Source organism: Cytobacillus sp. EB106-05-05-XG126, from assembly GCF_058791715.1.
In genome coordinates this window covers 132,166-157,210 of sequence record NZ_JBYTDU010000003.1, presented here as the reverse complement: position 1 = coordinate 157,210, position 25,045 = coordinate 132,166, and the positions used below count along the sequence as shown (strand labels likewise).

Annotated in this window: 22 protein-coding genes; 7 read left to right on the top strand and 15 right to left on the bottom strand. The window is 39.5% G+C overall.

Features of this window, described 5'->3' with window-relative positions; translation table 11 throughout:
• Positions 1–5: 5 nt before the first annotated feature.
• The 4 genes from AC3WTL_RS13825 to AC3WTL_RS13810 all read right to left on the bottom strand — a co-directional run bounded on the left by AC3WTL_RS13825 (position 6) and on the right by AC3WTL_RS13810 (position 4,472).
• A complete protein-coding gene (locus tag AC3WTL_RS13825; protein WP_492369565.1) occupies positions 6–1,826 on the bottom strand; it encodes a polysaccharide biosynthesis protein in 1,821 nt (606 codons plus the stop codon).
• Positions 1,827–2,169: 343 nt separating this feature from the next.
• The gene (locus tag AC3WTL_RS13820; protein ID WP_492369564.1) at positions 2,170–2,934 is read right to left on the bottom strand and encodes a tyrosine-protein phosphatase; all 765 of its coding nucleotides are present in this window, start codon (positions 2,932–2,934) and stop codon (positions 2,170–2,172) included.
• A 109-nt stretch (positions 2,935–3,043) separates the two neighbouring features.
• Positions 3,044–3,688, bottom strand: a complete 645-nt coding sequence (locus AC3WTL_RS13815) for a CpsD/CapB family tyrosine-protein kinase (protein ID WP_492369654.1) — start codon at positions 3,686–3,688, stop codon at positions 3,044–3,046.
• A 46-nt stretch (positions 3,689–3,734) separates the two neighbouring features.
• Positions 3,735–4,472, bottom strand: a complete 738-nt coding sequence (locus AC3WTL_RS13810; protein ID WP_492369563.1) for a YveK family protein — start codon at positions 4,470–4,472, stop codon at positions 3,735–3,737.
• Between the two features lie 326 nt (positions 4,473–4,798).
• On the opposite strand from AC3WTL_RS13810, the gene AC3WTL_RS13805 reads away from it, so the two are divergent.
• Positions 4,799–5,581, top strand: a complete 783-nt coding sequence (locus tag AC3WTL_RS13805; RefSeq protein WP_492369562.1) for an SGNH/GDSL hydrolase family protein — start codon at positions 4,799–4,801, stop codon at positions 5,579–5,581.
• A 34-nt stretch (positions 5,582–5,615) separates the two neighbouring features.
• Here AC3WTL_RS13805 and AC3WTL_RS13800 read toward each other — a convergent pair whose 3' ends face one another.
• From AC3WTL_RS13800 to AC3WTL_RS13785, 4 genes are all read right to left on the bottom strand, one after another.
• The gene (locus AC3WTL_RS13800; RefSeq protein ID WP_492369561.1) at positions 5,616–7,355 is read right to left on the bottom strand and encodes a glycoside hydrolase family 26 protein; all 1,740 of its coding nucleotides are present in this window, start codon (positions 7,353–7,355) and stop codon (positions 5,616–5,618) included.
• 253 nt (positions 7,356–7,608) lie between these two features.
• Positions 7,609–10,437 carry an Ig-like domain-containing protein gene (locus AC3WTL_RS13795; protein ID WP_492369560.1) on the bottom strand — a complete coding sequence of 943 codons (2,829 nt, stop codon included), beginning with the start codon at positions 10,435–10,437 and terminating at the stop codon, positions 7,609–7,611.
• A gap of 166 nt (positions 10,438–10,603) precedes the next feature.
• Positions 10,604–11,251 (bottom strand): class D sortase, LPxTATN-specific, encoded by a 648-nt coding sequence (gene srtD / locus AC3WTL_RS13790; protein WP_258751324.1) that lies wholly within the window; start codon positions 11,249–11,251, stop codon positions 10,604–10,606.
• 1 nt (position 11,252) lies between these two features.
• Positions 11,253–12,281, bottom strand: a complete 1,029-nt coding sequence (locus AC3WTL_RS13785; RefSeq protein ID WP_222499411.1) for a processed acidic surface protein — start codon at positions 12,279–12,281, stop codon at positions 11,253–11,255.
• 165 nt (positions 12,282–12,446) lie between these two features.
• On the opposite strand from AC3WTL_RS13785, the gene AC3WTL_RS13780 reads away from it, so the two are divergent.
• The 3 genes from AC3WTL_RS13780 (at position 12,447) to AC3WTL_RS13770 (ending at position 15,720) form a co-directional block, all read left to right on the top strand.
• A complete protein-coding gene (locus AC3WTL_RS13780; RefSeq protein WP_457990198.1) occupies positions 12,447–12,704 on the top strand; it encodes an excalibur calcium-binding domain-containing protein in 258 nt (85 codons plus the stop codon).
• Between the two features lie 733 nt (positions 12,705–13,437).
• The gene (locus tag AC3WTL_RS13775) at positions 13,438–13,722 is read left to right on the top strand and encodes a DUF2628 domain-containing protein (protein ID WP_197246670.1); all 285 of its coding nucleotides are present in this window, start codon (positions 13,438–13,440) and stop codon (positions 13,720–13,722) included.
• A 126-nt stretch (positions 13,723–13,848) separates the two neighbouring features.
• Positions 13,849–15,720 (top strand): zinc ribbon domain-containing protein, encoded by a 1,872-nt coding sequence (locus AC3WTL_RS13770; protein WP_492369559.1) that lies wholly within the window; start codon positions 13,849–13,851, stop codon positions 15,718–15,720.
• Between the two features lie 40 nt (positions 15,721–15,760).
• Here the strand turns inward: AC3WTL_RS13770 and AC3WTL_RS13765 are convergent, their stop codons facing one another.
• From AC3WTL_RS13765 to AC3WTL_RS13750, 4 genes are all read right to left on the bottom strand, one after another.
• The gene (locus tag AC3WTL_RS13765; protein WP_197246666.1) at positions 15,761–16,579 is read right to left on the bottom strand and encodes a DUF6574 domain-containing protein; all 819 of its coding nucleotides are present in this window, start codon (positions 16,577–16,579) and stop codon (positions 15,761–15,763) included.
• 190 nt (positions 16,580–16,769) lie between these two features.
• Positions 16,770–17,000 carry a hypothetical protein gene (locus AC3WTL_RS13760; protein ID WP_492369558.1) on the bottom strand — a complete coding sequence of 77 codons (231 nt, stop codon included), beginning with the start codon at positions 16,998–17,000 and terminating at the stop codon, positions 16,770–16,772.
• A 45-nt stretch (positions 17,001–17,045) separates the two neighbouring features.
• Complete coding sequence (locus AC3WTL_RS13755; protein ID WP_197246664.1) at positions 17,046–17,933, bottom strand: helix-turn-helix domain-containing protein; 888 nt, start codon at positions 17,931–17,933, stop codon at positions 17,046–17,048.
• Positions 17,934–18,273: 340 nt separating this feature from the next.
• A complete protein-coding gene (locus AC3WTL_RS13750) occupies positions 18,274–18,426 on the bottom strand; it encodes a YwzD family small protein (protein WP_492369557.1) in 153 nt (50 codons plus the stop codon).
• A gap of 329 nt (positions 18,427–18,755) precedes the next feature.
• On the opposite strand from AC3WTL_RS13750, the gene AC3WTL_RS13745 reads away from it, so the two are divergent.
• The 3 genes from AC3WTL_RS13745 (at position 18,756) to AC3WTL_RS13735 (ending at position 21,243) form a co-directional block, all read left to right on the top strand.
• Positions 18,756–19,637 (top strand): helix-turn-helix domain-containing protein, encoded by an 882-nt coding sequence (locus tag AC3WTL_RS13745; RefSeq protein WP_262174992.1) that lies wholly within the window; start codon positions 18,756–18,758, stop codon positions 19,635–19,637.
• A gap of 141 nt (positions 19,638–19,778) precedes the next feature.
• Positions 19,779–20,846 carry a LysM peptidoglycan-binding domain-containing protein gene (locus tag AC3WTL_RS13740; protein ID WP_492369556.1) on the top strand — a complete coding sequence of 356 codons (1,068 nt, stop codon included), beginning with the start codon at positions 19,779–19,781 and terminating at the stop codon, positions 20,844–20,846.
• 97 nt (positions 20,847–20,943) lie between these two features.
• Positions 20,944–21,243 (top strand): hypothetical protein, encoded by a 300-nt coding sequence (locus AC3WTL_RS13735; protein ID WP_492369555.1) that lies wholly within the window; start codon positions 20,944–20,946, stop codon positions 21,241–21,243.
• A 40-nt stretch (positions 21,244–21,283) separates the two neighbouring features.
• Here AC3WTL_RS13735 and AC3WTL_RS13730 read toward each other — a convergent pair whose 3' ends face one another.
• From AC3WTL_RS13730 to AC3WTL_RS13720, 3 genes are all read right to left on the bottom strand, one after another.
• Positions 21,284–22,498 carry an efflux RND transporter periplasmic adaptor subunit gene (locus tag AC3WTL_RS13730; RefSeq protein WP_492369554.1) on the bottom strand — a complete coding sequence of 405 codons (1,215 nt, stop codon included), beginning with the start codon at positions 22,496–22,498 and terminating at the stop codon, positions 21,284–21,286.
• A gap of 14 nt (positions 22,499–22,512) precedes the next feature.
• Positions 22,513–23,175, bottom strand: a complete 663-nt coding sequence (locus AC3WTL_RS13725) for a hypothetical protein (RefSeq protein ID WP_222499395.1) — start codon at positions 23,173–23,175, stop codon at positions 22,513–22,515.
• 513 nt (positions 23,176–23,688) lie between these two features.
• Positions 23,689–25,035, bottom strand: a complete 1,347-nt coding sequence (locus AC3WTL_RS13720; RefSeq protein ID WP_492369553.1) for a hypothetical protein — start codon at positions 25,033–25,035, stop codon at positions 23,689–23,691.
• Positions 25,036–25,045 lie beyond the last annotated feature (10 nt).

Sequence of the window (25,045 nt, the reverse complement as noted above, 5' to 3'; positions counted from 1 at the left end):
TTTGCTCATTTAGAATATGAGAATATTTTATTCTTCCTCTTATTAGCCAAATTCAAAACAAATTCACTAATTTCATTTGTAGACATCCCATCAAACCTATCAATCAAGTAATGAACCTCATCCTCTTGCTCAAGCACTGCCTTCCCAATAAAAATCTTCGGAAACACCGCTTCCTTATGAACCTCATTCTCCCCAAGCAATTCCTCATACATCTTCTCCCCAGGGCGAATCCCAGAGAACCGAATACCAATTTCCTCTTCCGAATAACCAGAAAGGGTTATCAAGTTCTTAGCCAAATCCACAATCTTAACCGGCTCACCCATATCCAGTACAAAAACCTCTCCACCGCGAGCCAACGCACCCGCTTGCATCACAAGCCGCGAAGCCTCCGGTATCGTCATAAAATACCTAGTCATATCCGGATGCGTAACCGTTACCGGCCCGCCAGCCTGAATCTGCTTCTTAAACAACGGAATAACACTTCCGCGGCTGCCAAGCACATTCCCAAACCGAACAGCCACAAACTTTGTAGTACTATGCTTATCCAATTCTTGAATAACCATCTCCGCAATCCGCTTCGTCGATCCCATCACATTCGTAGGGTTAACCGCCTTATCAGAAGAAACCAGCACAAACGTCCCAACACCAAAGGTGTCAGCAGCTTCCGCCACATTCTTCGTCCCAAGCACATTGTTCTTCACTGCCTCTTTAGGGTTGTACTCCATTAAAGGAACATGCTTATGAGCAGCCGCATGATACACAACATCAGGTTTATGATTCTCCATCACTTCAAAAATGCGAGTCCGATCCTGAATATCCGCAATCACTGGCACAATCTCTAATTCATTCTTATGTTTATTCCGAAGCTCCATATCAATCAGATAGATCGAGTTCTCTCCATGCCCTAACAGAAGAAGCTTCTTTGGCTGGAACTTGCATACCTGCCGGCAGATTTCCGAGCCAATCGATCCGCCTGCACCAGTGACTAGAACCGTTCTTCCAGTCAGCTTTTCCGAAATACTTTCAATATCCAGCTTAACAGGCTCACGGCCCAAGAGGTCCTCTACCTCAACATCACGGAACTGATTAACTGATACATTGCCCAGCATGACATCCTCAATCATCGGCATGATGACTGTCTTTGCTTTCGTACCAGAACATTCCTCAAAAATCCGCTGCATTTCTTCCTTGCTAAGGGAAGGAATCGCAATAACAATTTTATCAATATTAAGCGTTTCAACTGAATCGGCAATATGCTTGGAATCTCCTACTACCGGCAGACCAAGTATATGTAATTTATACTTTTTCGGGTCATCATCAATAAACGCAACTGGTTTAATTTCTGTATCGCCGTTTTTCAATAGCTGCCTTGCCAGCATCGTTCCTGCAGCACCCGCGCCGATAATGAGTGCGCGTTTTTGTTCAACCGTACCTTTAATATATCGATCCCGGTACACCCTCCATGAAAAACGTGACCCGCCGATTAATAACACATGCATCATCCAGGCAAGCATCAGGGCTCTAAAGTAAATATCCCCAATTAACAGCAGCTGAATAATACCTGTTGTCATGATCGAAAGACTAACAGCCTTTACAATCGCAACAAGTTCTCCCACACTCGCATATTCCCAGGCTTTGTTATAAAGCCTGTACATGGATGCATACAAATGATGGCTGAAAAGAAGTGTAATCGCACTCACCAGCAAAAATTCCGATTCGAGCCAGGCAAGCGTCGGGTGAAGTGTCATTACACTTACATAAATAGCTGATAAAACAATCAATGAATCCAATAGCACCAAAAAGGTCAGTCTCTTTTGATACGTCAATTAAATATCCCCTTCCATTTAAGGACTTTACATCTATCACAAATACCCACCAGAGTAATTTTTCCCAAAAATAAATACCTAATGGAAATACATGTGTCATGACACCTATACTTTCATTAAGTATTTATCTGCTATTAGACATTTGGGCATCTAACCCGTCCTCACCTAATGCTAATTGGCCACAGGGGCTAAGGAGAATGAATCTCCCACAGCATTATCGAGTGTCTCCATTGATAAAGGCAAGGAGACATCGCCATCATTTGGTATTTTATAATACTTTTCGACTATACCAAGTATAAAATTGAACCCGCCCAAAAATTAGGAAGGGTCATTTTTTTGTGAGTTAGAATAATCCTAAAAACTTTTTCCGCTGAACCCGCTCTGGAATCTCTTTCATCACATTCATATTCTCAACCAATAGTGCTGCATTTTCAGTAAATAGATACACCATATCTACCCCATATTTTGCTTCAATGCTGTCGTATGCCTCAGCCATCTTAAATGGCCGGGTTTTATGATTATGAGCATCCGATGCAACAAAATGAGTTAAATTCGATTCAATTAATTGATGTGTAAAACTCTTAATCTTTTTCCCGAAATGTCCTGTCACACTCGCAGCAGTTACCTGGCTGAGCGCTCCATTTTTAATCAGCTGATACAGCAGCTCAGGGCGTTCGATAAATCCTGCATTTCTTTCCGGATGAACGATGATCGGTATTAACCCCTTCATCTGCACATCATATAGAAGCTTCTCCGTATAACCAGGCACATAACCAGATGGCAATTCGATAAACACATACTTTGTTTCTGACAAGGTCAAAATCCCGCCATTTTCGTAGTCTTCGATCAACTCACCACGGATAGCCGGCTCTTGTCCCGGCAGTATCTTTAAGTTAATTCCTTCTTTTTGAAGTTCTTCATTTACTTCTCTGACACTTTTGATTATTTCTGCTTTGCTATTTTCATATTTTCCATTCTTATGATGAGGGGTTGCGATGATGGTGTCGATTCCTTCTTCGACAGCCTTTTTTGCCATTGATAATGTTTCACTCATATGCTTGGCTCCATCATCTACCCCAGGCAAGATATGACAATGTATGTCAATCATCGCAATCCCTCTTTCCATCATTATGTCAATTAACCAGATCTTCTCTAATAATAGCACCTATTTCCCTATAGGATAACCGGTGTATTTTGCAGAATTTTGTCGAATCTAGTTATTTCCCACCATAGTAGTAGTAGTATTGCGAATCCTGCAGTTTCTTATGATTTAGCACAGCTCCCAGAAGCTTTGCTTTTGCAGCCTGCAGCAGCTCTTTTGCTTTCCCGGCTGCTTCCATCTCGGTTTCTCCGCTATAAACTACTAAAATAGTGCCGTCTACATGATTGGACAATATTTGTGCATCCGCTACAGCCAGAATGGGCGGTGTATCGAATAGAATGACATCATATACTTTATAGGCATCTTGAATGAATTCATCCATGGCCTTCGATCCAAGCAGCTCAGCAGGATTTGGCGGAATCGGGCCGCTTGCTAATACATACAAATTGGGCTCCTTTGTAGGAGAAACGGCATCTTCTAAAGAAGAACTTTTCGTCAAAACATTTGTCAGCCCATTCATATTGCTGACATCAAAGGTATAATGGGCAGTTGGCTTGCGCAAGTCAGCGTCGACCAGCAATACCTTCTTGCCCTGATTGGCAAAGACAACAGCCAGATTAGAAACAGTGGTAGATTTCCCTTCTCCAGGACCTGATGAAGTCACTAAAATAGAGCGTATCTCTTTGTCTACAGATGAAAATTGGATATTCGTCCTGACCGTTCGATATTGTTCAGAAACAGGGGATTTAGGGCTTAGCATTGTAATCAGACTTCTTTTATTGGTATTGACTTTTCCTTTTCTCCTATTAAACAACACTCTCACCGCCCGCCCTTTTTCTCGCTGCTCTGTTGCTTATTTCTCTTTGAACCTTTGCCGTATCAATAATGGATATCACACCAAGTACCGGAAGATCCAGATTTCTTTCTATATCTTGTTCATCCTTGACCGTGTTATCGAAATACTCGAGCAGGAACGCCAGTCCTACACCAGCCATTAATCCGACTACCATGGCAATCGCAATGTTCAGGTATGGGTTTGGCTTTACTGGTGAAGAATTTACTTCCGCCTTTGCCAGGATACTGACATTATCGACATTCATAATTTCTTTGATTTCTTTTTGGAATACACTTACCGTGGTATTGGCAATATCAGCCGCCATTTTCGGATCCGCATCCTGAACAGTTATTGCTACTACTTGGGATTCTGTCTGGCTCCCTACTGTAATTTTTGAATTCAACTGTTCAGTAGTCATATCCAAATCTAAATTATTTTTCACAATATCCAGAATGGCTGGACTTTTGATGATCACATTGTAGGTATTGATCAGCTGCAGATTGGTTTGAATTTCACCCGGATTGTAGACTGGCTGATCGTCTTTGGCCTGATTGACTAAGAACTGAGTAGAAGATTGATAGATAGGGGTTAAAAAATAAAAACTGACAATTCCGCTTACTAATACTGCAACAAAAGTTATGGAAAGAATCAGCAGCAGCCTTTTTCGTAAGGTTTGCAGCAATTCTTTCAGACTGATTGTTTCCTCCATGATTTCCTCCTGTATAGTGATAAAGGTAAAACAAAAATATTATAGCACAGTTTCTTACCTTTTTTGGCTAATACTGACAAAAAATAAAAGAAACCACCGAATTATGTAAGATTCCGTGATTTTTTTCTCTCTCTTTTTCTGCGACTCTCTTATTTTAACCATAAACTGTAACATTTTTGTAGCCTTTTTGTAATATTGGAAGGAATTACAACTTATTAGTCGAACCTTGTCAAGAGATGTTGAAAAATGGTAGGAATTTGGGATAATCTAGTTTATCATTATATAAGCATTCATACCTGTATTTATATTTCTTAGGAGGGAGCAACATGAAAGCATTTATTACCTTCTTATTGGCTGCCTGCTGTGTTTTTATATTAATAGCCGGAAATTTGCATTGGCAGAAAAAGATTGCTGGCAGTGCTGGACCAGAAAGTCCGCCTGCAGCTGAAAGCGAATCTGCAGAACCAGCCGATCCCGAACGAGATAGAATATTCAGTTTAGCAGCCAACTGGCCGGAAAGCAGCCGGAAGCAGCTTGAAAAAGCGGTGGATGAACAACGTGCTTTTACCATTACCATCCTCGGATCTAAATCACTTGGAGAAGGATCTGATTCCTGGCCGGAACTTTTAAAGACAGAGCTCCAGTCTGCGTACGGGAAAGATCTAATTGAAACTAATTCTCTTTCCTATGACATGACTTCAAATCAATTTGTTAATCAAAACATGGAAGAGCTTCTCAACAACCCTGGCGATTTGATTCTCTTTGAACCTTTCACCTTGAATGATAATGGTGAAGTTGGAACGAAAGCAGGACTGGAAAACCTTGCTTACGTTATGGCTGAAGTGAAAAGCAAACATCCGGACAGCACGTTTATCCTGCAGCCTCCTCATCCACTATACGATACGATCTACTATCCTAAAGATGTGGAAGAGCTGAAGGAATATAGTGAAGAAAACTCGATCCCTTATCTGGATCACTGGACTGCCTGGCCAGAGCTGGATGATCCTGAAATGAAAGAGTATCTATCCTCTGACAACAGCCAGCCAAGCAAAAAAGGCCATCGTATATGGGCTGACTATTTAATAGAGTATTTTATCCATAAAGAGTAGTCATCTAGACTAAGCCGGTTCGAACCGGTTTAGTCTAATTTGTTATATGAATATGCAGATTTCCATCTAATAATTTATTCTCCACTTCAAAAGAATCCAATATCTCCCCCAGCGGAAGGCCTTTAATCTCTCTTTTTTCAAAAAAGGCAGCTTTGTCTATTTTCAAACTCTCCTGTTTCACATCTATACTTTTGCCATTGAAAGCAACTTGCATTGATTTTCCGCTATTTTCTTTTACATCCATGTTTAAATAATCTCTTACAAACTTATAATCCACATATAGCTCTCCACCATAATAAAAGAAGAAATCCCTGTACGAATAAGTCTCACTCTTTGTTGGATCTTCCTCCACTTTTGATAGATACTGATCTGTTTTCACATTGGCTTTATATGCATTCAGGATGCTTTTTTTCTCCGTAATGGCATAATTATTGATTTTCCTGCCTTCCGGCGCATTCACAAGATTATTCACATCGAAATAGTAAATAAATTTAACGCGCGGATATAATTCAGGAAGGTGTTTATACATCCGGGTTATCTTTTCTACAGCGAATTCATCATGATGCTTCCCATCTGTCACGGTGTAATTGGTTACCCCGAATTCTCCAATGACAATCGGTTTTTTATGGCTATAGGTATTATAGACATAGTCCAATAAACGCAGCGGGTCTTCAAAATCTGACTTTTCTTCGATCTTATCATTATGATAGAAGACGTTATAAATATTGACGCCAACATAGTCGACATACTCATCACCCGGATAGAATTCATCTATCGTTGATTCCGGCATAGTGAAGACATTCCAGAGCATCATGACGTTAGGGGCTTCCTTCTCCATCACATCATGGACCAATTTCCACTTCTCGATGTATTGCTCGGAATGACCGGAATAAAACGTCCAGGTTCCATTCATTTCACTGGCGTAGCGCAAAAGAATCGGGACCTTTAGTTCACCTGCATCCTTTGCGAACTGTCTTAAATACTCATCATCCTTTACTTCTTCCAGGCCGTTATTCGGCTCCCATGCCACCTGCGGGAACCCGCCTGCTGCTATGACCTCTTCAGCCCACTCCTTAGGGAACGGCTTTCCATATCCGACATATTTGAAGTAGGAAGCATGTGTTTTCCCTGTAAGCTTGTTGAAGGTATTCATGCTTGTATCGATATATTCATCCTGCAAAACATAACCGCCCAGGTAAATCCCGCTTCTCGGTTCATATTTTTCAGAAGGAACATTTTCTTTATGTACAAAAATGGTTGAGCCCAATTCCTGGTCATGAGCCTTTTTTGCTTGCTCCTCCGGACTCTTGATAGAGACCGTATTCGTTTGTTTATCATAAAAAAATCCCATTTGAAATCCTAGGTATTTTTCGACAGACACCTCAGGAATATAGGCTGTGCCGTCAATTATTTCATATCCGCACAGCTTATCCTTTGTCAGACTGCACTCTTGAATAAATCCATTGTCATATGTCAGCTTTTTATCTTCATAGCGAATGGTAAGCTGATTCTCTTCTTCCACTGTTTTCACTGATGTAATAACTTCTAAATCAGGCAGGGAAATATAGAGAGTGCCGTTCTTTTCACCAAGAGGGTGAAGTAATTTATAATGATTGCCGTCATACACCACACTGTCGGAATAACCACCTTTAAGCTCTTCGCTGTTTTGTTTGATTCTATTCCAAATTTCAGCAGGCTCTATAATCACGATTCCAAATAGGATAACGATGAAAAATGCGGTCACAACCGAGAGTACTAGCTTTCGTTTCGACATTCTTTAAAATCCTTTCTTTACAAGTAATTGATCAAAAGGCTTACGGGTATTCTGCTTACCCTCATTCTACCAATGTGCCTGATGAACCGCTGTAAAGATTCTGTTAATTTATAGCAAATGTTTGTAAATAGGATGTTTCAATGCTGTTATCTTTATTCACCAAGGGTCGCGCACCGAAGACTTCTTTCAGTTTTTTTCCTATCAAAGTGAACACAAAAAAGAGAAAAGGCCTCTGCCTTTCCCCTTTCATTTATTATCTCTTCTTCACTGTTATTTTTACCGACTTCCCGGTATTGCCTGCCTTGTCTTTAGCATACACATAAAGGATTTTTCCTGTTTTCTGTTTGGCTATCTTTACAGAAAAGCTGCCTGATTTGGCCGCTTTAGCAGAACCAATTACTTTGGTGCCAGCTTTAACATATACCGTGGAATAAGCTTCAGCTTTTCCGGTAACTTTTGTTGATGAAGATGTGACCTTATTAACGGAAGGCGTTTTAGGCGGTGTTTTGTCCTTTACCGTGATTTTTGCTGCCTTGCTTGTGTTGTCCGCCTTATCCTTTGCCGTTACATATAGAACGGTACCAGCTTTTTGAGCCGATTTGATTGCGACTGTGAACTTTCCATCTTTAGCAGCTGTAGCTGTACCCAGTATAGAGCTTCCTTTTTTCACAGTTATCCTGGACCCTGCTTCTGCTGTTCCTGTAATTTTTTTATCAGAGTCCTTCATTGAATTTACTTTTGGTGCGGCTGGAGCTGTTTTATCTATTACCGTTACTTTAGTGGTTTTGCTTACATTACCGGCTTTATCTGCCGCTGTCAAACTCAGTACTGTGCCGGCTTTTTGAGCCGATTTTAAACTTACTGTGAATTTTCCGGACTTATCTGCAGTCGCCGTGCCGAGTGTACTGCTTCCTTTTTTGACTGCCACTTTGGAACCGGCTTCTGCTTTTCCAGTTATCTTTTTGTCATAATCTTTTACAGGATCTGCCTTTGGCGCTGCCGGGGCTGTTTTATCTATTACCGTCACATTAGCCGCTTTACTCACATTGCCAGCTTTATCAGCGGCTGTAATTGTTAAGACCGTTCCTGCCTTTTCAGCAGCTTTTAAAGCTACACTAAACTTTCCGTCACTTCCTGCTGCAGCCGTGCCCAGGACGGATGAGCCTTTTTTCACGGTCACTATTGAGCCCGCTTCTGCCTGACCTGTCACCTTTTTATCATAGTCTCTTACAGGATCTACTTTAGGTGTCGCTGGCTCAGTTGTATCCTCTTCTTCACCCACAAAGGTATATGTAATATCCGCCCCTTTGTCCACTGGAATCTCGCTTGATGCCTGGGTAACAATAGCACCGCCACCCCTTAAATAGGTAGATGTTCCTGAATATAACCGCGGCTGCAGCGCATTAAAAGCCTGCTCGCCTTTAAATCCATATTGTCCGTCCTGCTGCTTCAAAAGAAGCGCTCCACGGAAATTTGTCATCGTTTTCCCGAATGTAAGTGACGGATCCACATATTTCTTCATGACATTTTCTACTGCCTTATAGTCATTATTGGAATCCTTCAAAATTTCTTTAAAAATGGCATTGCCTTTGTTCGCCTGATATTTTACATACTGTCCAAATAAATAGGATAGTGAATAGTTAGCAAGCGTGTCGCCGTCATAGTCCCAATACAGGAGTGAGTGTCCTCTGGCAATTGAATTGGAATAGTTGTAATAATCAATTCTGTCAGTCAGCGGCTGTCCTGTGTACACTTGTTCTGCCGCCATGGCCAAGGCTTCATCAAGCCAGATATCCATGCCGTCTTCATCGCCTTCAATAAAGACATTCTGGTTGAAGTTGACCATATGCTGAAATTCGTGAGCCAGCGTTTCATAGGAAGCTGAAGGATCTTTTGCTGCACCAGTTCCCATTAGCGGATAGGTATCCACATAGAAGATCTCTGATTGATTTGAATACTGAATATTATACAGGTCCCCTGGATAGAAATATCCGGCTATATAACCTCCGCTTCCATTAAATCCATCCTGTATATCATAAGCAAGAATATTAATTTTCCCGTCCCCATTTACGTCCGATTCACCTGAGAAATGGTTCGTAATGACGGGATGAATGCCTGCATCAAACTCTTTGCCAAGATCTTCAGCCTGCTTTTGTGTCAGCTGGCTATTATTTACCCACACATTCGCTTTTGACCCGGAATAGAGCAGGGTTGCATTTATCTGGTAATCCGCATAGGAGGAAAAGTCGTACACCCAGAAATACTTTGATTGTCCCAGCTGATAAGCAGATCTTTTACTTTTATAGCTTCCCAGCTGCTTCCCTCTATTCTTCCTCACATCAAAGGGCTTCTTTACATCCAGTCTGTATGCATCCTGCTTCAGTTTTTTATTGGAAGCATATTTATCATTATTGATGGAGAACTGCCCCGTGCTTTGATAGGAATCCGCTAAAACGGATTCATTGCTGATGATGGTATATTTGTTCGAGGATCCTTCCTCTTCACCTTTATAGAAAGGATTTTTTACTTTTAACAAGAAGACATCTGAATAGTATTCTGAATAAACACTTTCAGAAACACCCATACGCATATAAATGTATGGCTGTTCTGCAAAATAGGATTTATCAATATATGACTCCAAATAAGCGTTCTGAATACCGTACAAATCATAGTCTACAGACCCCAGGAACGCAAAGCTGTCATTTTCTTCTTCATAAAATTCAAGGGAGACAATGGAATCTTTTGAATAATAAGCAGATGATTGATAATAGAATTCAAGCATCATTTTGGAATCGTTATATTCCATGACACCTTCAAACCAGATATGATGAAATGAATTCCAGCTATCCAGTAATGTACCAGCATAATCGCCAGGTTCCATTAAAGGAAAATCATCTTTTGTTACTGATTTAATATCTTTTGAGGCCTCTTTAACCTTTTTCGGAGCTCCTTCTTTATGGATCGTTTCCTTCAGACGGCCGGCTTTGGCCGTATTCTCTTTCTCCACTCCCAAAACTGTGATGGGCTGGAATGCCAGAAGCAATACCAGCAACAGGCATATCACACTTTTAAACTGACTCATCTCTTTTCCTCCGCTATTCAAATTCTATCACTCTACTCACTTTCAAATTAGTAGAATATGTATATTATATAGGGATATTTATCTAATGGATGTCGAAAAATAGGAATGTGAAAAAATTTTTTCTATAAAAAAAGTCCCCCTTATTAAGGAGACTCTGAATATCCCTTTATCTTTTGGATACGAGATGGGCAACCAGGATGTATCTTTGTGGTGCATCACCAATAAAATCAAATGGGTAGCAGGTTGTAACCGTCAGCATGGCACGCGGTTTAGGGACAATGACTGTCCTGTCGTCCGCATCCACAATCCGTACTTTATTGACACGGTACTCAAAGGTTCCGGCCTTTGTGGTTACTTCCAGAATATCGCCTTCGCCTACTTCACCCAGCCTTCTGAAGACCGTATCTCTATGACCGGAAAGGACAGAGTTATCTTTTTCCCCCGGCATCACACTGCCGGCATAATGCCCTACGCCTTTTTCAAGCTCATCTTCATCTGTTCCATGGATAATCGGCAGAACGGATTTGATTTTCGGGATGTACAGCTCACCGATTTCCTCTCCAATTTCCGGTTTATCCGGATATAAAACATCTTTTTCTTCTTCCACTTTTACCGCAGCAGAGACTTCTTTTTTTAGCTCCATTTCTCGTTCAGGCGCATTCATCTTATAAGAGATATACCCTTTTCCAACTTTATAGACGCTTGTCGTTGTAAACCAAACTCCCAGCACAATTAAGCTCAAACTAAAGAAAAGAAGAAGCAGCCGCTTTCTGTGGCTGACTTCTCTATTCTTTCGGCTTTTCTCCCGCCTCATATTATCTTTCCCTTACTCTGCGGAATAATGTCGTGCCGATCATAATACCCAGCAGTCCAAGCACCCCATACATAAGATTGTTTGAAGCTGTATTTGGCAGCTTTCCGCCTTTTACTGTTTTGTTTTCAGAAGAAGGCTTTTTCACCTTTTCTACTTTTTCGGCCGCATTTGTAATATCTTTTCCTGTTTCTTTAATTAAATCCGAATCAAACATTTCACCTGTGATAATAAGATCTGCCAGGAAATCGCCGGCCAGATTATAAATGCTGATTTTCAGCTTGGCATTAATCAATTCCTTCATATTCACAAGCTCAAGGAGGGTCAGGTTCTTTTCAGTATCTTTCGTAATCAGAGTATACTCTGCTTTTACCTGATAAATGGATAGCAGTTCATCAAAGATTGACAGCAATTCCTCTATCTGTTCGGAACTCAGTTCCCCTGTCTCGTCGAACTCTCCAATAGCCATCATTCTATAAGACAATTCCTCCATCCGCTCCATGGTCTCAGGGCTCAAAAGGTCATCTTCTATTGAAATGAGGTGATTCTTCAATCTCTCAATCTCTTCATCTGTTAAGTCAAACTCGGCTTTGAAAACTTCTAATAGTTCCAGGATCATATCCTCGTCGACAAACTCATCTGTCGTATAGAAAAACACGCTTTCCTCAAGGTCACCGACAAAAATGTAATCTTCCAGTTCCTCACCAAATTCTGCAAGCAAGCTTCTTAAAGACTCTTCAGTTAACTCATAATCATCATAGATAAATTGAATGTTGCTTAAATCAGCTTTGATTACTTCGCCAAGAGAATCACTTAGTTCTTGTACAGAATCATAATCTTCAACAGATTCATCATACATCGAAAGAACCATTTCAATGTCTTCCTTCGTAACTTCAAAACCCCTAGTTGCGCTAATGTCACTTAGATACTGCTGAAATTCTTCCTCAAATTCTGGACTCTGAGCTGAAGCGACAGGGCTGAACAAACTGAAAATTAAGACTAAAACTGATAAAAAAACGCCTAATTTCCTCATAATCTTCCTCATTTCACCATTTTTTCAATACTTCTATATTATATTTCCTGTTCCTATTTTTTACAATAAACAATTTAAGAGATTTAAATTGTCATTGAACTTCTGATGAAAACAATTTATATTTATTACAGATTCAGGAAATTAGGAGGGATCATTTTGAAAAAATTGTTATCAGCCATCATTACACTATGCCTTTTAGCCTCACTGTCTTTTAGCCCGGCAGCTTCCGCGAAAACTGCCAAAATCAAGACATATAAAAATTGCACAGAGCTAAATAAGGACTATAAAGGCGGAGTAGCCCGGACTGCGGGCATTAAAAATAAAGGCGGAAAAACCAAATATAAACCGTATGTATCAGCAAAACTCTACGATGCGAACAAGTCAAAAGACCGGGATAAGGACAAAATTGCCTGCGAACGATAACAAAAAGGGAAGCAGCCAGCTGCTTCCTCTCTGGGCAAAACAGTCTTGAGGCTTAACTTCTTTATTGCATCCGCCCAGCACTGCCAAGAATAGAATAGAAATAAGTAAAATCAACCATCTCTTCATGGTAATCCCTCGTTACTGCATTTCACCATTTATATTGAGAGCGATTCCATTCCTAACCCATTTATCTAAATAAAATTTATTCTAACTTAATGATAAGCTGAAGTTCTAAAGCTGCTTAACCTGCCGCTGCAGCATACTTGATTAGTTTTGTCTTGGAAAGATTAATAAGCAGCGGCAAATACAAGCAAGGTGAATTATTAGTGTGATATGTCAAGAAAGTCATCTAAAACAACTACTGAATGTTTTTTTGAAACTTTAAAGAGGTTATCGAGGCATTCTTTTTTTATACGATCGTGGCATGTGAAGTCATAACGAATTTCCTTTTCTAACTGTGAAACAATTCTTGCAAGGCGCTTTTTTTATTTTTTGTTCAAAATACTCAACCGTTCTGAATAAATGACTCAAATGGCTCACCTCCCTTGTTATGTTTATAGGCTATTTCCCTTGAAAAGGCATTCAAACAATAACTTTTATCTGTCAGTATTTAAATTCCATAAGTTTAAAAAAATTCCATAATAGTCTAGTTTCTCAAGAAACATTTAGGTATAATAGTCTAGTAATTATTACCTATTATCTTTTTAGAAGCTAAAAGTATGGAGGTGAAAGAATGGCAAAAGTATTATTGAAAAACCAAGGTGGTGTAGTGAAAGAGCTGAAGGTTGGATTTTCGTGGACTACATTCTTCTTTGGCGGCTGGGTCGCTATGTTTAGAGGACAGTGGGGAGAAGTGGCAAAGTGGTTCTTTTTAAATCCTATTACACTTGGTATATGGGGCTTGGCTCAATGCTGGACCACTAATAAAAAAACAGTTGTCAGCTTTATTGAAAAAGGATATGAGCCAGCCACTGACAACGATAAAGCTTTATTGGTTCAGAAACAAATTGTTGCATGATCTCATACTCAAATGAGCAAGATAAAGAGGATTAATCAATACATATTTGCTGTAAAATCCTATTCTATTGAATAGGATTTTCTTGATAGTTGAAACTTCAACGAGAGTTGGAACAGGGGGTACAATATGAAATATTGTAAAGAATGCGGTAAACAGCTGAAGGAGGGAGCGCAGTTCTGCGGTGAATGCGGAACTAGTTATTCTTCAAACCAGAAACAAGATTCCAGCACTAGAGTCACTAATTCTGTAAAATCCAAACCTATGGATAAAAAAACAAAGAGAATTATAGCTGCGGCCGGCGTTGCCCTCATCATTCTTTTTGGGGGATATAAAGCTGGAGAAGCATTGACTTCACATAACAGGCTTATTGAAAAATTTGAAAATGCACTGCTGGAAAAAGACGAAAAGGCAATATCCAAGCTGCTGACCTCTAACGATAAAAAGCTGGAGATTAATGAAAAATCTGTAAGTGGATTTATTGCTTATATTGAGAAAAACCCAGATCGAATAGAAGAGATTATACAAGGTCTTGAGAGTCAAGCAAAACTGATGGAGCAGCAGAATAATTCAAACAAGAACGAGCAGACAATGGCTGAAGAATTTTCCCCAGACAATATGGTGAATCTTGAGAAGGATGGAAAAATACTTTTCTATGATAAATTCGAGATTAACATCCCATCTGTCTATTTAAATCTTTCAACTAATTATAAAGACACGGAATTATTCGTGGATGGAAAGAAAGTTGGAAAGTCTTCAAACGCTGATTTTGAAAAGACTTTTGGACCTTATCTTCCTGGTATTTATAAGATTGAAGCCAAGTTAAAAACTGACTTTGTAGAGCTTACAACAGAGGAAGAAGTATTACTTAGCGGCTTTGACAATAAGGAATCAATTGGTTTGTACTTAGAGGGTGAAGACGTCACTGTCTATTTTGATGGTGATGATACCACCAGCCTTAAAGGGAAACTATTTATTAATGGTGAGGATGTTGGGGTTAACCCCTTTCAAGAGTCTACATTCGGACCTGTACTGACTGATGGTTCTATGAATCTCGAAGTGGAAGCAGAACTGCCTTGGGGAAAAATAAAAACTGCGAAGATTCCAATTGATACTAATGAAATACAAATAAATTTAGCAAACAATGAAAACTTCCAAAAGACCTTAATGGATACAGTTGTTTCCGGAGCTAAAGAACGACTGGAAGCATACACGAGCGGAGATATAGAAAAATACTCTGCCGCTTCTCCTTCTGAAAAGGATAGTCTTCAGGTAAAGGTTGATGAAGCTAAGGAATATGATATAAGTTTTAAAGGGAAATATTTAGGCTCTGCTTTTGATTTAAACTCTTTTTCCGTCTATTCTGAAGAGGGGAAATGGAAGGCGCAGCTGTCTGTAAATGAGAAGTATCAATCTGATGAATATTACGCAGGTGAGTCTCCAGATATGCAGAATAGTGAAGAGTATGTGGACTATACTTTAGTTTTTGATGATAAGGCTGAGAAATGGCTTGTAGACGGCAGATATTCTGCCTGGAGCTTTAATGATGAGCATATTAAAGAGTTTAAAGAAAAGAAGCCCAAGGAATATGTAACTAAGTGGGGAAATTCCACTGCCGCTTCTGCGACTGCCTCTAGTAATGAGGGAACTTCAGAAGAGGTAACCAAGTTAATGGACAACTACTTAAATCAATTGGTTTCCGCCATTAACAGCAATCAATTTGATTCCGTCTCTCCCTATCTTGCAGCTGACAGCCAGCTGTATAAAGACCAAAAGGCGCTTGTAGAAAGATTGGGTGAAAAAGGCACAACCGAGGAGCTGCTTGACTATCAAGTCAGTAATTATTCCCAGGAGGGCAGCGAAACTATTATTTATACTTGGGAGAAAATCAAAATTAATTACGCTGATGGCACTTCCGATACAAAAGAATATAATTGGAAATATACAGCAGTGTATAATGCTGATAATGAACTAGTATTAACTAATTTAGAAGCAGAATAATATGAAGAAGAGCTTGGTCAATCGACCAAGCTCTTCTTCATTAAAAACCGCCAAATAATCCGAGTAAATCAGAGAAAGCATCTTTCAGAGCATTAAATAGCATATCCCCCATAATGGCAATTGCAATAAAAGTTAATACATATGTAATTAAGGAACCATAGATTACATCTACTCCGTCCACATTGCTTTTTTTAAAAGAAGCAATGACTAGAGGAGGAACCATGAAAATTGACCCCACGAAACCAAGGAGTAAGAATAAGAAAAACAATTTCACTTTTAGAATTGACATAATAAGGGCAATAGCCAAGATTGCAACAAAAGGTATTAAGAAAGAACCAAAACGGGCAACAACTTCCTTGAAAGATACATTAATACGTCCGAGTTTGATTGATGCAAAGGTAAATACAGCAACTAACATGATGAAAATCGCATAAGCAAATGCAGGCTTAATCACAACATCAGTGAAAGGAGGATTAATTTGCATTTCTTCCCCAAAGAAACCAGCGCTCAAACTGTTCATATCCGCCAAAATACCCTTTAAAGCAAAATATAACATTAGAGGAATTAGAAAAGAATACAGGAGAATTGTAATCAGGCCGTTAATAAAATGTTCTGACCCTACTGCTTGTGAACTTGCGTAAGGTTTTTTGATTACCTCCATGAAGTACCCAAAATACATTTTTGAAATATTTTTGGTGGATTCTATGTATTTATTAGACTGACCTGGGGACAATGCACTTGAAGCTGTATTTTCTACTGCAGCAGCACTTTCAGTCCTTCCCCCGCCAGTTAGCGATGATCCACAGTTTTCACAAAACCTACCTCCTTCATTTGTATGAGAACAATTAGAACAAATCATTAAAAACTCCCTTTCTTTAAGAAAATAGTCATAGGATTATAGCACTATAATTATAATATAACTTTCCCATTTATGGTAATTTTTTTATAGAACTTGGAGTTTTTAATTGAAAGAGTACAATTTTCGAGTTGTTTGCATGCCAAAAAATAAAAAAGCGGGATTTACCCGCTTTTAGATAATACCTCTATTATTAATGCTCAGAAGGAATGCCCATTGTTGAATATGCCGGACTATGTTCGGAAGGAATACCAGCTAACTCAATCGTTTTGCCAACACTATGTTCTGATGGGATGCCAGCTAACTCTACAGGCTTGACAACACTATGCTCTGATGGAATGCCAGCCTCCTGGTTCCCTGCGAAAGATGCTCCAGCCCCAATTACCCCTAATGCCAATGCTCCGGCCAAAATTATTTTTTTCACGACATTGACTCCTCTCTCATTCATAATTTATTGAATATTTCTATATTAACATTTATTGAGTAATTTTTCCATTTCCGATTCGACAATTTGGATAAATTTATCATTTTTTTGCAGCTTCAGGATATAAATAGCTTTTTGAAGAAACTCTATTCCCTTTTCTTTATTGCCAAGTTTTATATGATTCTCTCCGCTTTGATAGTGCAGATTGGCAAACAGATATTGGATTTCTTCATGTATGCAAATATCAATTCCCTTTTGGCAATATACAAGGGATTCCTGGAATTCCCCTACCTCTGTCAAGGCCTGGGATAACCCAAATAGGATCCTGACTTTCCCTCTGCTTTCAAGGATATGCGGCAGCTTTTCCAAATCATTAAGTGCCTTTTTGAACATCGATATGGCTTCCTCATAGAGATTCATATCTTTATATAAAATAGCGATGCTTGCTAATATTTCGACTTCTCTTTCCGATAAGTTGACCCTTTTTTCATTTGTAAGGTCCAAAGCGCCGTGCAATAATTGGATCGCTTTATCAAAATCATTTTCAAGATAAAAAACGCAGATCCCCTGGTGCCAGACCAGGAATTGCTTCAGCATGACAGGCTGAAAAAGGGGATTATCCAGTTCCTTTTGAACAATTTCATAGATGGCCTTATAATTCCAATTCCGCTTGTGCTTATTAATAATTTGCATAACAGCTGTAGAATAATTTATGGTAGACTTCGAGGCAATATTAAAGAAGTACGTAAGATCAATATTCATTTTATTTGCTAATTGATTCAGCGTTTCCAGACTTGGATACGCTTTCTCTCTCTCAAAAGAAATAAGCTCTTCCTCAGAACATATGCCCTCTGCCAGCTCCTTAACACTTAACCCTTTATACTGACGAAAAGATTGTAAGCTGTCGCCAATTAAATACTCACTTAAATTCATCAGCTTTCCCTCACTTAGTATGATTAATAGTATTATTTTACCATAAAAGGTATTATATCGTTTAATAAAGTTTCAGGAGTGTTCAGGAACTGCATCAGTCTATGCTGTTTGTGATGAGCATGCTTTAAAGATATACTGATATGCACAAAAACATTTATGCAGCTACTTTAAAAATAGCCCCACTATATTATTATTCGATGTTTCCGGCAAATATCCTTTCATTAATTAAAAATTTTATAAATTACCGCATTCTGCTTATTGAATTTATTAATATACAAAATAAAAACCCTTCTATAAAAGGGTTATGTATACATCCATATTCTGTGTCTAGTTGATTTCGTTAATTGCCCACGATTTTTCTCAGGTCATTTTCAATCTCTGAAAGAAGCTGGTTTACACTCATTTCCTTTTCCCCAACTCCGATTTCATATACTTTTGTAAGCATCTCCAAAAAAAGTTCATTTATCGTTTTATGACCCTCATTGTCCAGCAACTTTTCTACTCCTCCTATTTTCCTAGCAATCTTATGACAACATTCTAGTTCTTTTTTTATCATTTGACAATATTTTTCCAATTAAAAAAATAAAAAGAACCGCTTCCTCAAATGGAACCGGCAAAAATTGGAGATTAAAAAGGATGTTACTTCAGATGCAGTTAGGGTTTCCTCCTAAATGCAATTCTCATCTTTATTAAAACACTTATATGCAATCTATGTATCATTGATAATTACTCATTTTTTATGAGTTTCAGAGAGAAACCTCTTGTTTATATGGATTTTCAATAGTAAATATAACTATAAGAATATTTTTAGGAGGGTATCATTTGGACTTCTCTGCAATTGGAAAAAAAATCAAAGAGTTAAGAAAAGCAGCAGGTTTTTCCCAAAAGGACCTGGCAAAGGATATATGTACTCAGGCGCAAATCAGCAAAATTGAAAAAGGCGATGTCCTTCCTTTGGCATCCACTTTATATTTTATTTCACAGAGGCTGGGTGTTGATATCAATTATTTTTTTGAGCACGGAACGACCCCGAGGCTTGATTATGTGCAGGAGGTTAATAACCAGCTTAGAATAGCCAGGCGCAACCTTGATTACCCCCTCATAAAAGAGATTGTGAAATCCGAAGAAAAGAATCCCCTCTTTACATCAAGCAAGAAAAATTTCCAGAACCTCCTCTGGCATAAAGGAATTTACAAATATCATGTCGATCACCAGCTCGAGCAGGCACTTTCATTTATCGATAGAGCCATCAATTTGACATTTGAGAAGGTGTGGAGTGAAAGGGAAATCGAGATTTTAAATAGCAAAGGAATATTACTATATGAAGCAGGAAGATACACGGAAGCCCTTGATATCTATCTTCAAGCAATGAATCATTTAGAGGGAATCCTCTATTTGAATGATGAAACCGTCCGAAGCAGGCTACTTTATAATACGGCCAAAACCTATACAGACTTAAAGGATTATGATCGCTCTACCAAGCTCTGCCATGAGGCCATCGAAAGCTGCTTAGAAAAGGATCAGTTATTTCTTTTGGGACATCTGCATTATCATATTGGATTTAATTATGAACTCCAGGAACAGTTTGTTTTGGCAAAAAAATATATGGAGCAGGCCCTTGATATTTTCCGTCTTCAAAGAGATGAACGATATAATGACTATATACGTGGTAAAGTGGCAATTTTCGACAGAAACATCCAATAGTCACCTCGACATAAGTCGACAGTCCTTCATTATTGTAAAATAATAGTTAGTTTTTTGTATAATGATGTAAAAATATGATCTTTTTGGACGATATATGTGGTAAAATAGTACAAAAATATGTCCAAGGAGTGATTCGGAAAAGTGAAAAAACAGATTGTCTCAATTGCTGCTGCAGCAATGCTCTCTTCTGCCTTTGCCTCTCAGGCTTCCGCCGATACATATACAGTTAAAAAAGGGGATACCCTGTTTCATTTGGCTATCAAATACAAAACGACTGTTACAGATATTAAAAAAGCCAATAATTTAAGTTCCGATTTTCTATCAATCAATCAAAAACTTGAAATACCAGGGGCTGCAGCAGCAGAGAAGCCTGAATCCAATCAGCCATCAGGCGGCTCCACAGCACCTGCACCAGCGAATACGGCTAAAACTTATACCGTTAAAAGCGGGGATACTCTATCTAAAATTGCCTTAAGCCATAAAATTAGTTTAAAAGATTTAATGAGCTGGAATGGCCTTAGCACGCACTTAATCTACCCTGGACAAGTCTTTAAGGTTTCAAAATCTGCTGGTAATACCACAGGAGATACCGGAGAGCAGGCAGGTTCAGCACCTGCACCGTCAAGCCCTGCAAACGGCAGCAGCTCAGAGGTATATATAGTTAAAAAAGGGGATACTCTAGGCGGCATTGCTGCTAAATACAAGACTACTGTTCAGCAGATTAAAGCGTGGAATAAATTAAGCTCTGATTTAATCCTGATTGGACAAAAGCTTAACTTAAGTGCAGACAAGGATTCAAATGAATCTGTTTCCAGCGGAAAGCCTGACAATAATGAGCAGACAAGCGGGGCAGCAGCGTCGGTTTTGGCTGAAGCCCAGAAGCATGTTGGTGTCCCTTATCAATGGGGCGGCCAAACTCCTTCAGGTTTTGACTGCAGCGGGTTCATTTATTATGTTCTAAAGCAGACAGGCTCCAAAATGGTACGCTACTCTTCAGAAGGCTACTACAGCCGTTCTTTTTACGTGAATACGCCGCAGCCTGGCGATTTAGTATTTTTTGAGAATACATATAAAAAAGGCATTTCACACTTAGGTTTCTATGTAGGAAATAATAAATTTATCCATGCCGGCTCATCAGGTGTTGAAGTCTCCAGTCTGGATAATTCGTATTGGAAGAAACATTTTGATGGATTTAAGAGATTTTACTAGGACACCTTTTTACAGGTGTCTTTCTTCATATTCTGGAAGGAATATACATATATTTTGAAGAATACTATAACTAGCGGGGTCTAAAGGAGGAGATCAATTGAACATCGTAGGCATTATTTCATTTTTGTCCTTATCTTTATTACTAATGAGTCTTCTTTTAATTTATTCCAAGTTCCAGCATCAGACGCCGGGCAAGCTGGCTGCGATTATTGTTTTTTTCCTTATGAATGCAGCCCCCCTAGTGTATATTGTCTATACCGAACAAAGCATGAATTATGCGAGCAACTCCTTTACACTTGGCTCAGCCTTTATGATTGTATGGCTGGTTACAGCCGTGGCTATGTTTATCGGCATTCTGTTCAGAGCCCGATCCGGTAACGAGGATCCTTATTATTAGGCATAAAAGAACCAGCAGCATATATGGCTGCTGGTTTTCTCTATCTGGAAAGAAGTCCTCTTGCTGCGTATTTCAGCATGTCTTTCTTTCTTAAATCCTTTAAGTCTTTCTTTTTAAGCTTTGCCACTTCTAATGGTGTGGCGAATGGAAAGCCCGTTTTGAGAAATGGCGGCCGATCGAGAAGAACCAGTTCCCCCTTTTCCACCCCTTCTTTCACTTCCTGGGTCTGTCCGATTTTCAGCCCTGTTTCAATTACCTTGCGTTCAAGCCTGCCGTTTTGCTGGATGGCATATGTATACGTGCCTTTTTTCGCCTTCTTCACCGCCTGGGCTGGAACCGTCATGGTATTCTCCACTTCATTTGTAACGATTCGCAAATCGACGTGTTCTCCATGGAAACTTTCAAACTCAGGTGATTCATTCAGGCTAATAGTAAATTCATAGCGGCTTTCTGTTTCCGCATGCGGTTCTGATGTTGGATAGTTTATGATTTTTTCAAGGGTACCGTCTATTTTTTTGCTGCTGCCTTTTGGAATGATGAATACTTTCATTCCTTCTGCGGCTTTATGAATTTCCTGCTCGGTAAAAATTCCTTCAACTTTCTGTTCATTCGAAATGATGGTTACAACCGGATTGGTAAGGTCATTCTGAATGCTTTTGACTGTTCCCGCTACTTCACTTTCCACCGTCAGATTAGAAAGACTTTCGTCCGCGGCTTCCATCAAATCCTCATACTTCTCGATTTCACTTTCAAGCCTGCTGACTTGCAGCTCCTTTTCAGCAATATCCCGCTCAACCGTTTGAATCATATATGCATTTGGATTGGGTTCATCTTCTTCCGCAGGTGTAAGGGCAAGCGTTCTCTGCATGCTTTCCAAATCTCTGATATGACTTTCTATGCCAGTTTGTTCACGTTCCAGTTTTTCTTTTTCTATCTGAAAATTTTCCTTCGTCATGGCTATGTCATCCGGTGAGTATTCGAATAAGCCTGTTCCTGCCTGGACCTCGTCCCCTTTTTCTACAAGAAATCCCTTAAATGTGCCTGTTGTATTCTCATAGTATAGGTGATGCTCTTCCTTCGGAGCGAGAACCCCCTTTGCTGGCATAGTTTCAAGAAGGTCCTGTTTTTTCACTGCCGTCCATTCATCAATATAGTAGGTTCTGCCGATTTTATCACTTTTCAGGAAAATCAGGGCAATATTGCAAGCCAGGAAAAGCGTTACACCAATAATCAGCAATCTCACTTTCCACATCATAGAAGATCCCTCACTTAAATTAACTTTTCCAATTGAATGGATGAGAGTAACGCTGAGACAATCACGAAAAACAGATGCGTTCCGATCAGCAGGAATATAAGGAAGCGAGGGCTTCTTTCGGAAACGGCTTTTAAGTACTTATATTGCAGGACAAATGTCCAGATTTTAAATAGTGTAATGGCGGAAAACGTGTAGATCAAAAGATCTGGAAATGAGGCTGCCTGAGCAATGACGCCGAATGAAAATAGTGATGATTCACTGTTTAATCCGAGAAAAAGAAAGAGCGGGATGTTAATAGCTTTTTCTATTAAGAGAATCAGCATAACCATCAGCTGAATGCTTATCAGCTTTTTGTATTCAACATCAACCAGCGTCCAAAATAACAGGGAGGGTACGAAAATGATCATGGCAGCATAGATGATGCCGTAAACGATTTGTCCGCCGCCAAAGAACAGCTTGTACAGCTCATACTCGCTTCTGGACATATCAGTCAGACTTTTTGATGTCTGCTCACTCCCAATGCCAAAGTAAGCACTGAGTCCAAATATCAGTGCACTCAGCAGCATGACCAGCAGAATCTGCTTCCATAAGCCTGATAGTCTCTCCTCTTTTCTCAGCTGATGTGAAATCATATAAGGTTCCTTTAACCCTCTCAGCAGCGGTACCCGATAGCCCATAAAGAATCCCCCAAAAATATTATCTATTATTCTTTTATTTTAACTTAAAATCAAAATATTGGGAAATAGGTAGAATTGTGGAGAAACGGGTCCTATAACGGTTCAAATTATAGCAAAAGACCCTTAATACCCCATTTTCCCTGATGGTTAGTCTTTATTTTACAAAAATAAGTGTCGGAATTTGCAAAAACTTTTGTTGTTTCAAGTGACTAGAAAGGCGGTATAGTTAAGTAAGAATTTTACATCTATGTCCTTGTCACGAGAGAATTAAAAATCGAGGAGGGCTTACTAATGAAAATAAAAGCTGGAAACTGGACAATGCTGAGTGAGCAGGAGAAATTATTTATTTTGGAAGCTGTCAGCTTTTTTCAGTCTAGAACGAAGAAGAAGTCATAAGCTTTATGGGAATCTGTATCTTAAAAATAAATAGCAGTTAAAAGGGCACCTTTCTATTTGAATACGAAAGGTGCCTAAATTTTTGTGGCTTAGCCGGCTCCGCACTCCACACCGCTGCTAAAGCCAATTCATTATATAAACATACAAAAAGGCCATCGCCGTAACAGAGAGAAAGTATGCCCCATTCCATCTGAATGCAACGGTCAGCCCGTTTTTTTGAACACATTGGCTGATGATGATATTCATGGCGTTAAGAGGTGAAATGGAAGAAGAAAGCATCCAGGTGAATATGCACATAAATGCCACACTGACTACCGTAATATCAGGCATTTCCGCAAAGTTCAGCGAGGTTAGGATCAGCGGAATGACTATTATTTGATGGACTCCCAGAAAGGCCATAAACGTTACAAAAAGGATGATGAAGGAGAATAAAATCCCGATAGACTGCTGAGCTGACCAATGCATGGACCATTCCAGCAGCTGTTTTACAGGTGTGTGTGATACAGCGTTGCCAAAAAGGCCCGCGCTTAAAAACAGGCAAATCTCCATCTTCTGTGCCAGTATTTTACTCTTATATAGTGAAATCTCTTCTTTTACAGCCTTCTTTTGATTCCTCAGAATCATCCAGCCTGCCGGCACAATGCAACAGACCATGCTTACCAGCAATAGCATCGATTTTTGGGTAACCTGCTCCATGACTATCAGCAGGAACACCAGGCCAAAAACAAAGCCCGCCAGAGTGTATAAATCCCTTCTTCTGCCTTTTTCAGGCACTGAAATTTCCGCTTCTCTCTCCATTGCAGCAGCCGTCTCCACAGCTCCAGCAGGACGGAACAGAATCATCCCTACTGCCATCTGCAAAACCGCAAAAAACACACCAAAAGCTACATAAGAAAGATACGTGATATCTAAATAAAACAACACAATTCCTACTGAAGCAAAAAATGGTGACCAAATAACAGCCGGGGTAAATCCTGCATAGTAAGACCTTGATAATAACTTGGACGGAATTTTGATGTTTTCGACAAAGCCGTGTACAATCCTTAAGGCCCCCATGTTCAAAATGGGAGCCAGAGTCAGCATAAATGAGGTAATGCCATAAAAAGTATGGGCGGGGCTGTTTTTCAGCTCATTTAAATACGTTATTACTGTGTCGATGATCCCTTCTCTTCTTAAAGGAATGGACAGAAGCGGAGCCAGGATGAGAATGGCCAGCAGTGCCATATTCTGAGTGATGCCCTCGATCAGCAGCATGCCCCTGTCTCCGACTGCATAATGAATGAAAATCCCCGCAGTGAATAGTCCCAGTGTAAATATCCTGCCCTTCCTATCCAATAAAGGCATCATGGTGAAAAATACAGCTGCAGCTGCCATTTTAAAAATGAGGCTAATGTACATATTGGGCATAAATGCCTCAAGAATATAAAGAAAACACATACTTAATACGAGAGAAAACCGTATCATAGGAACCCTT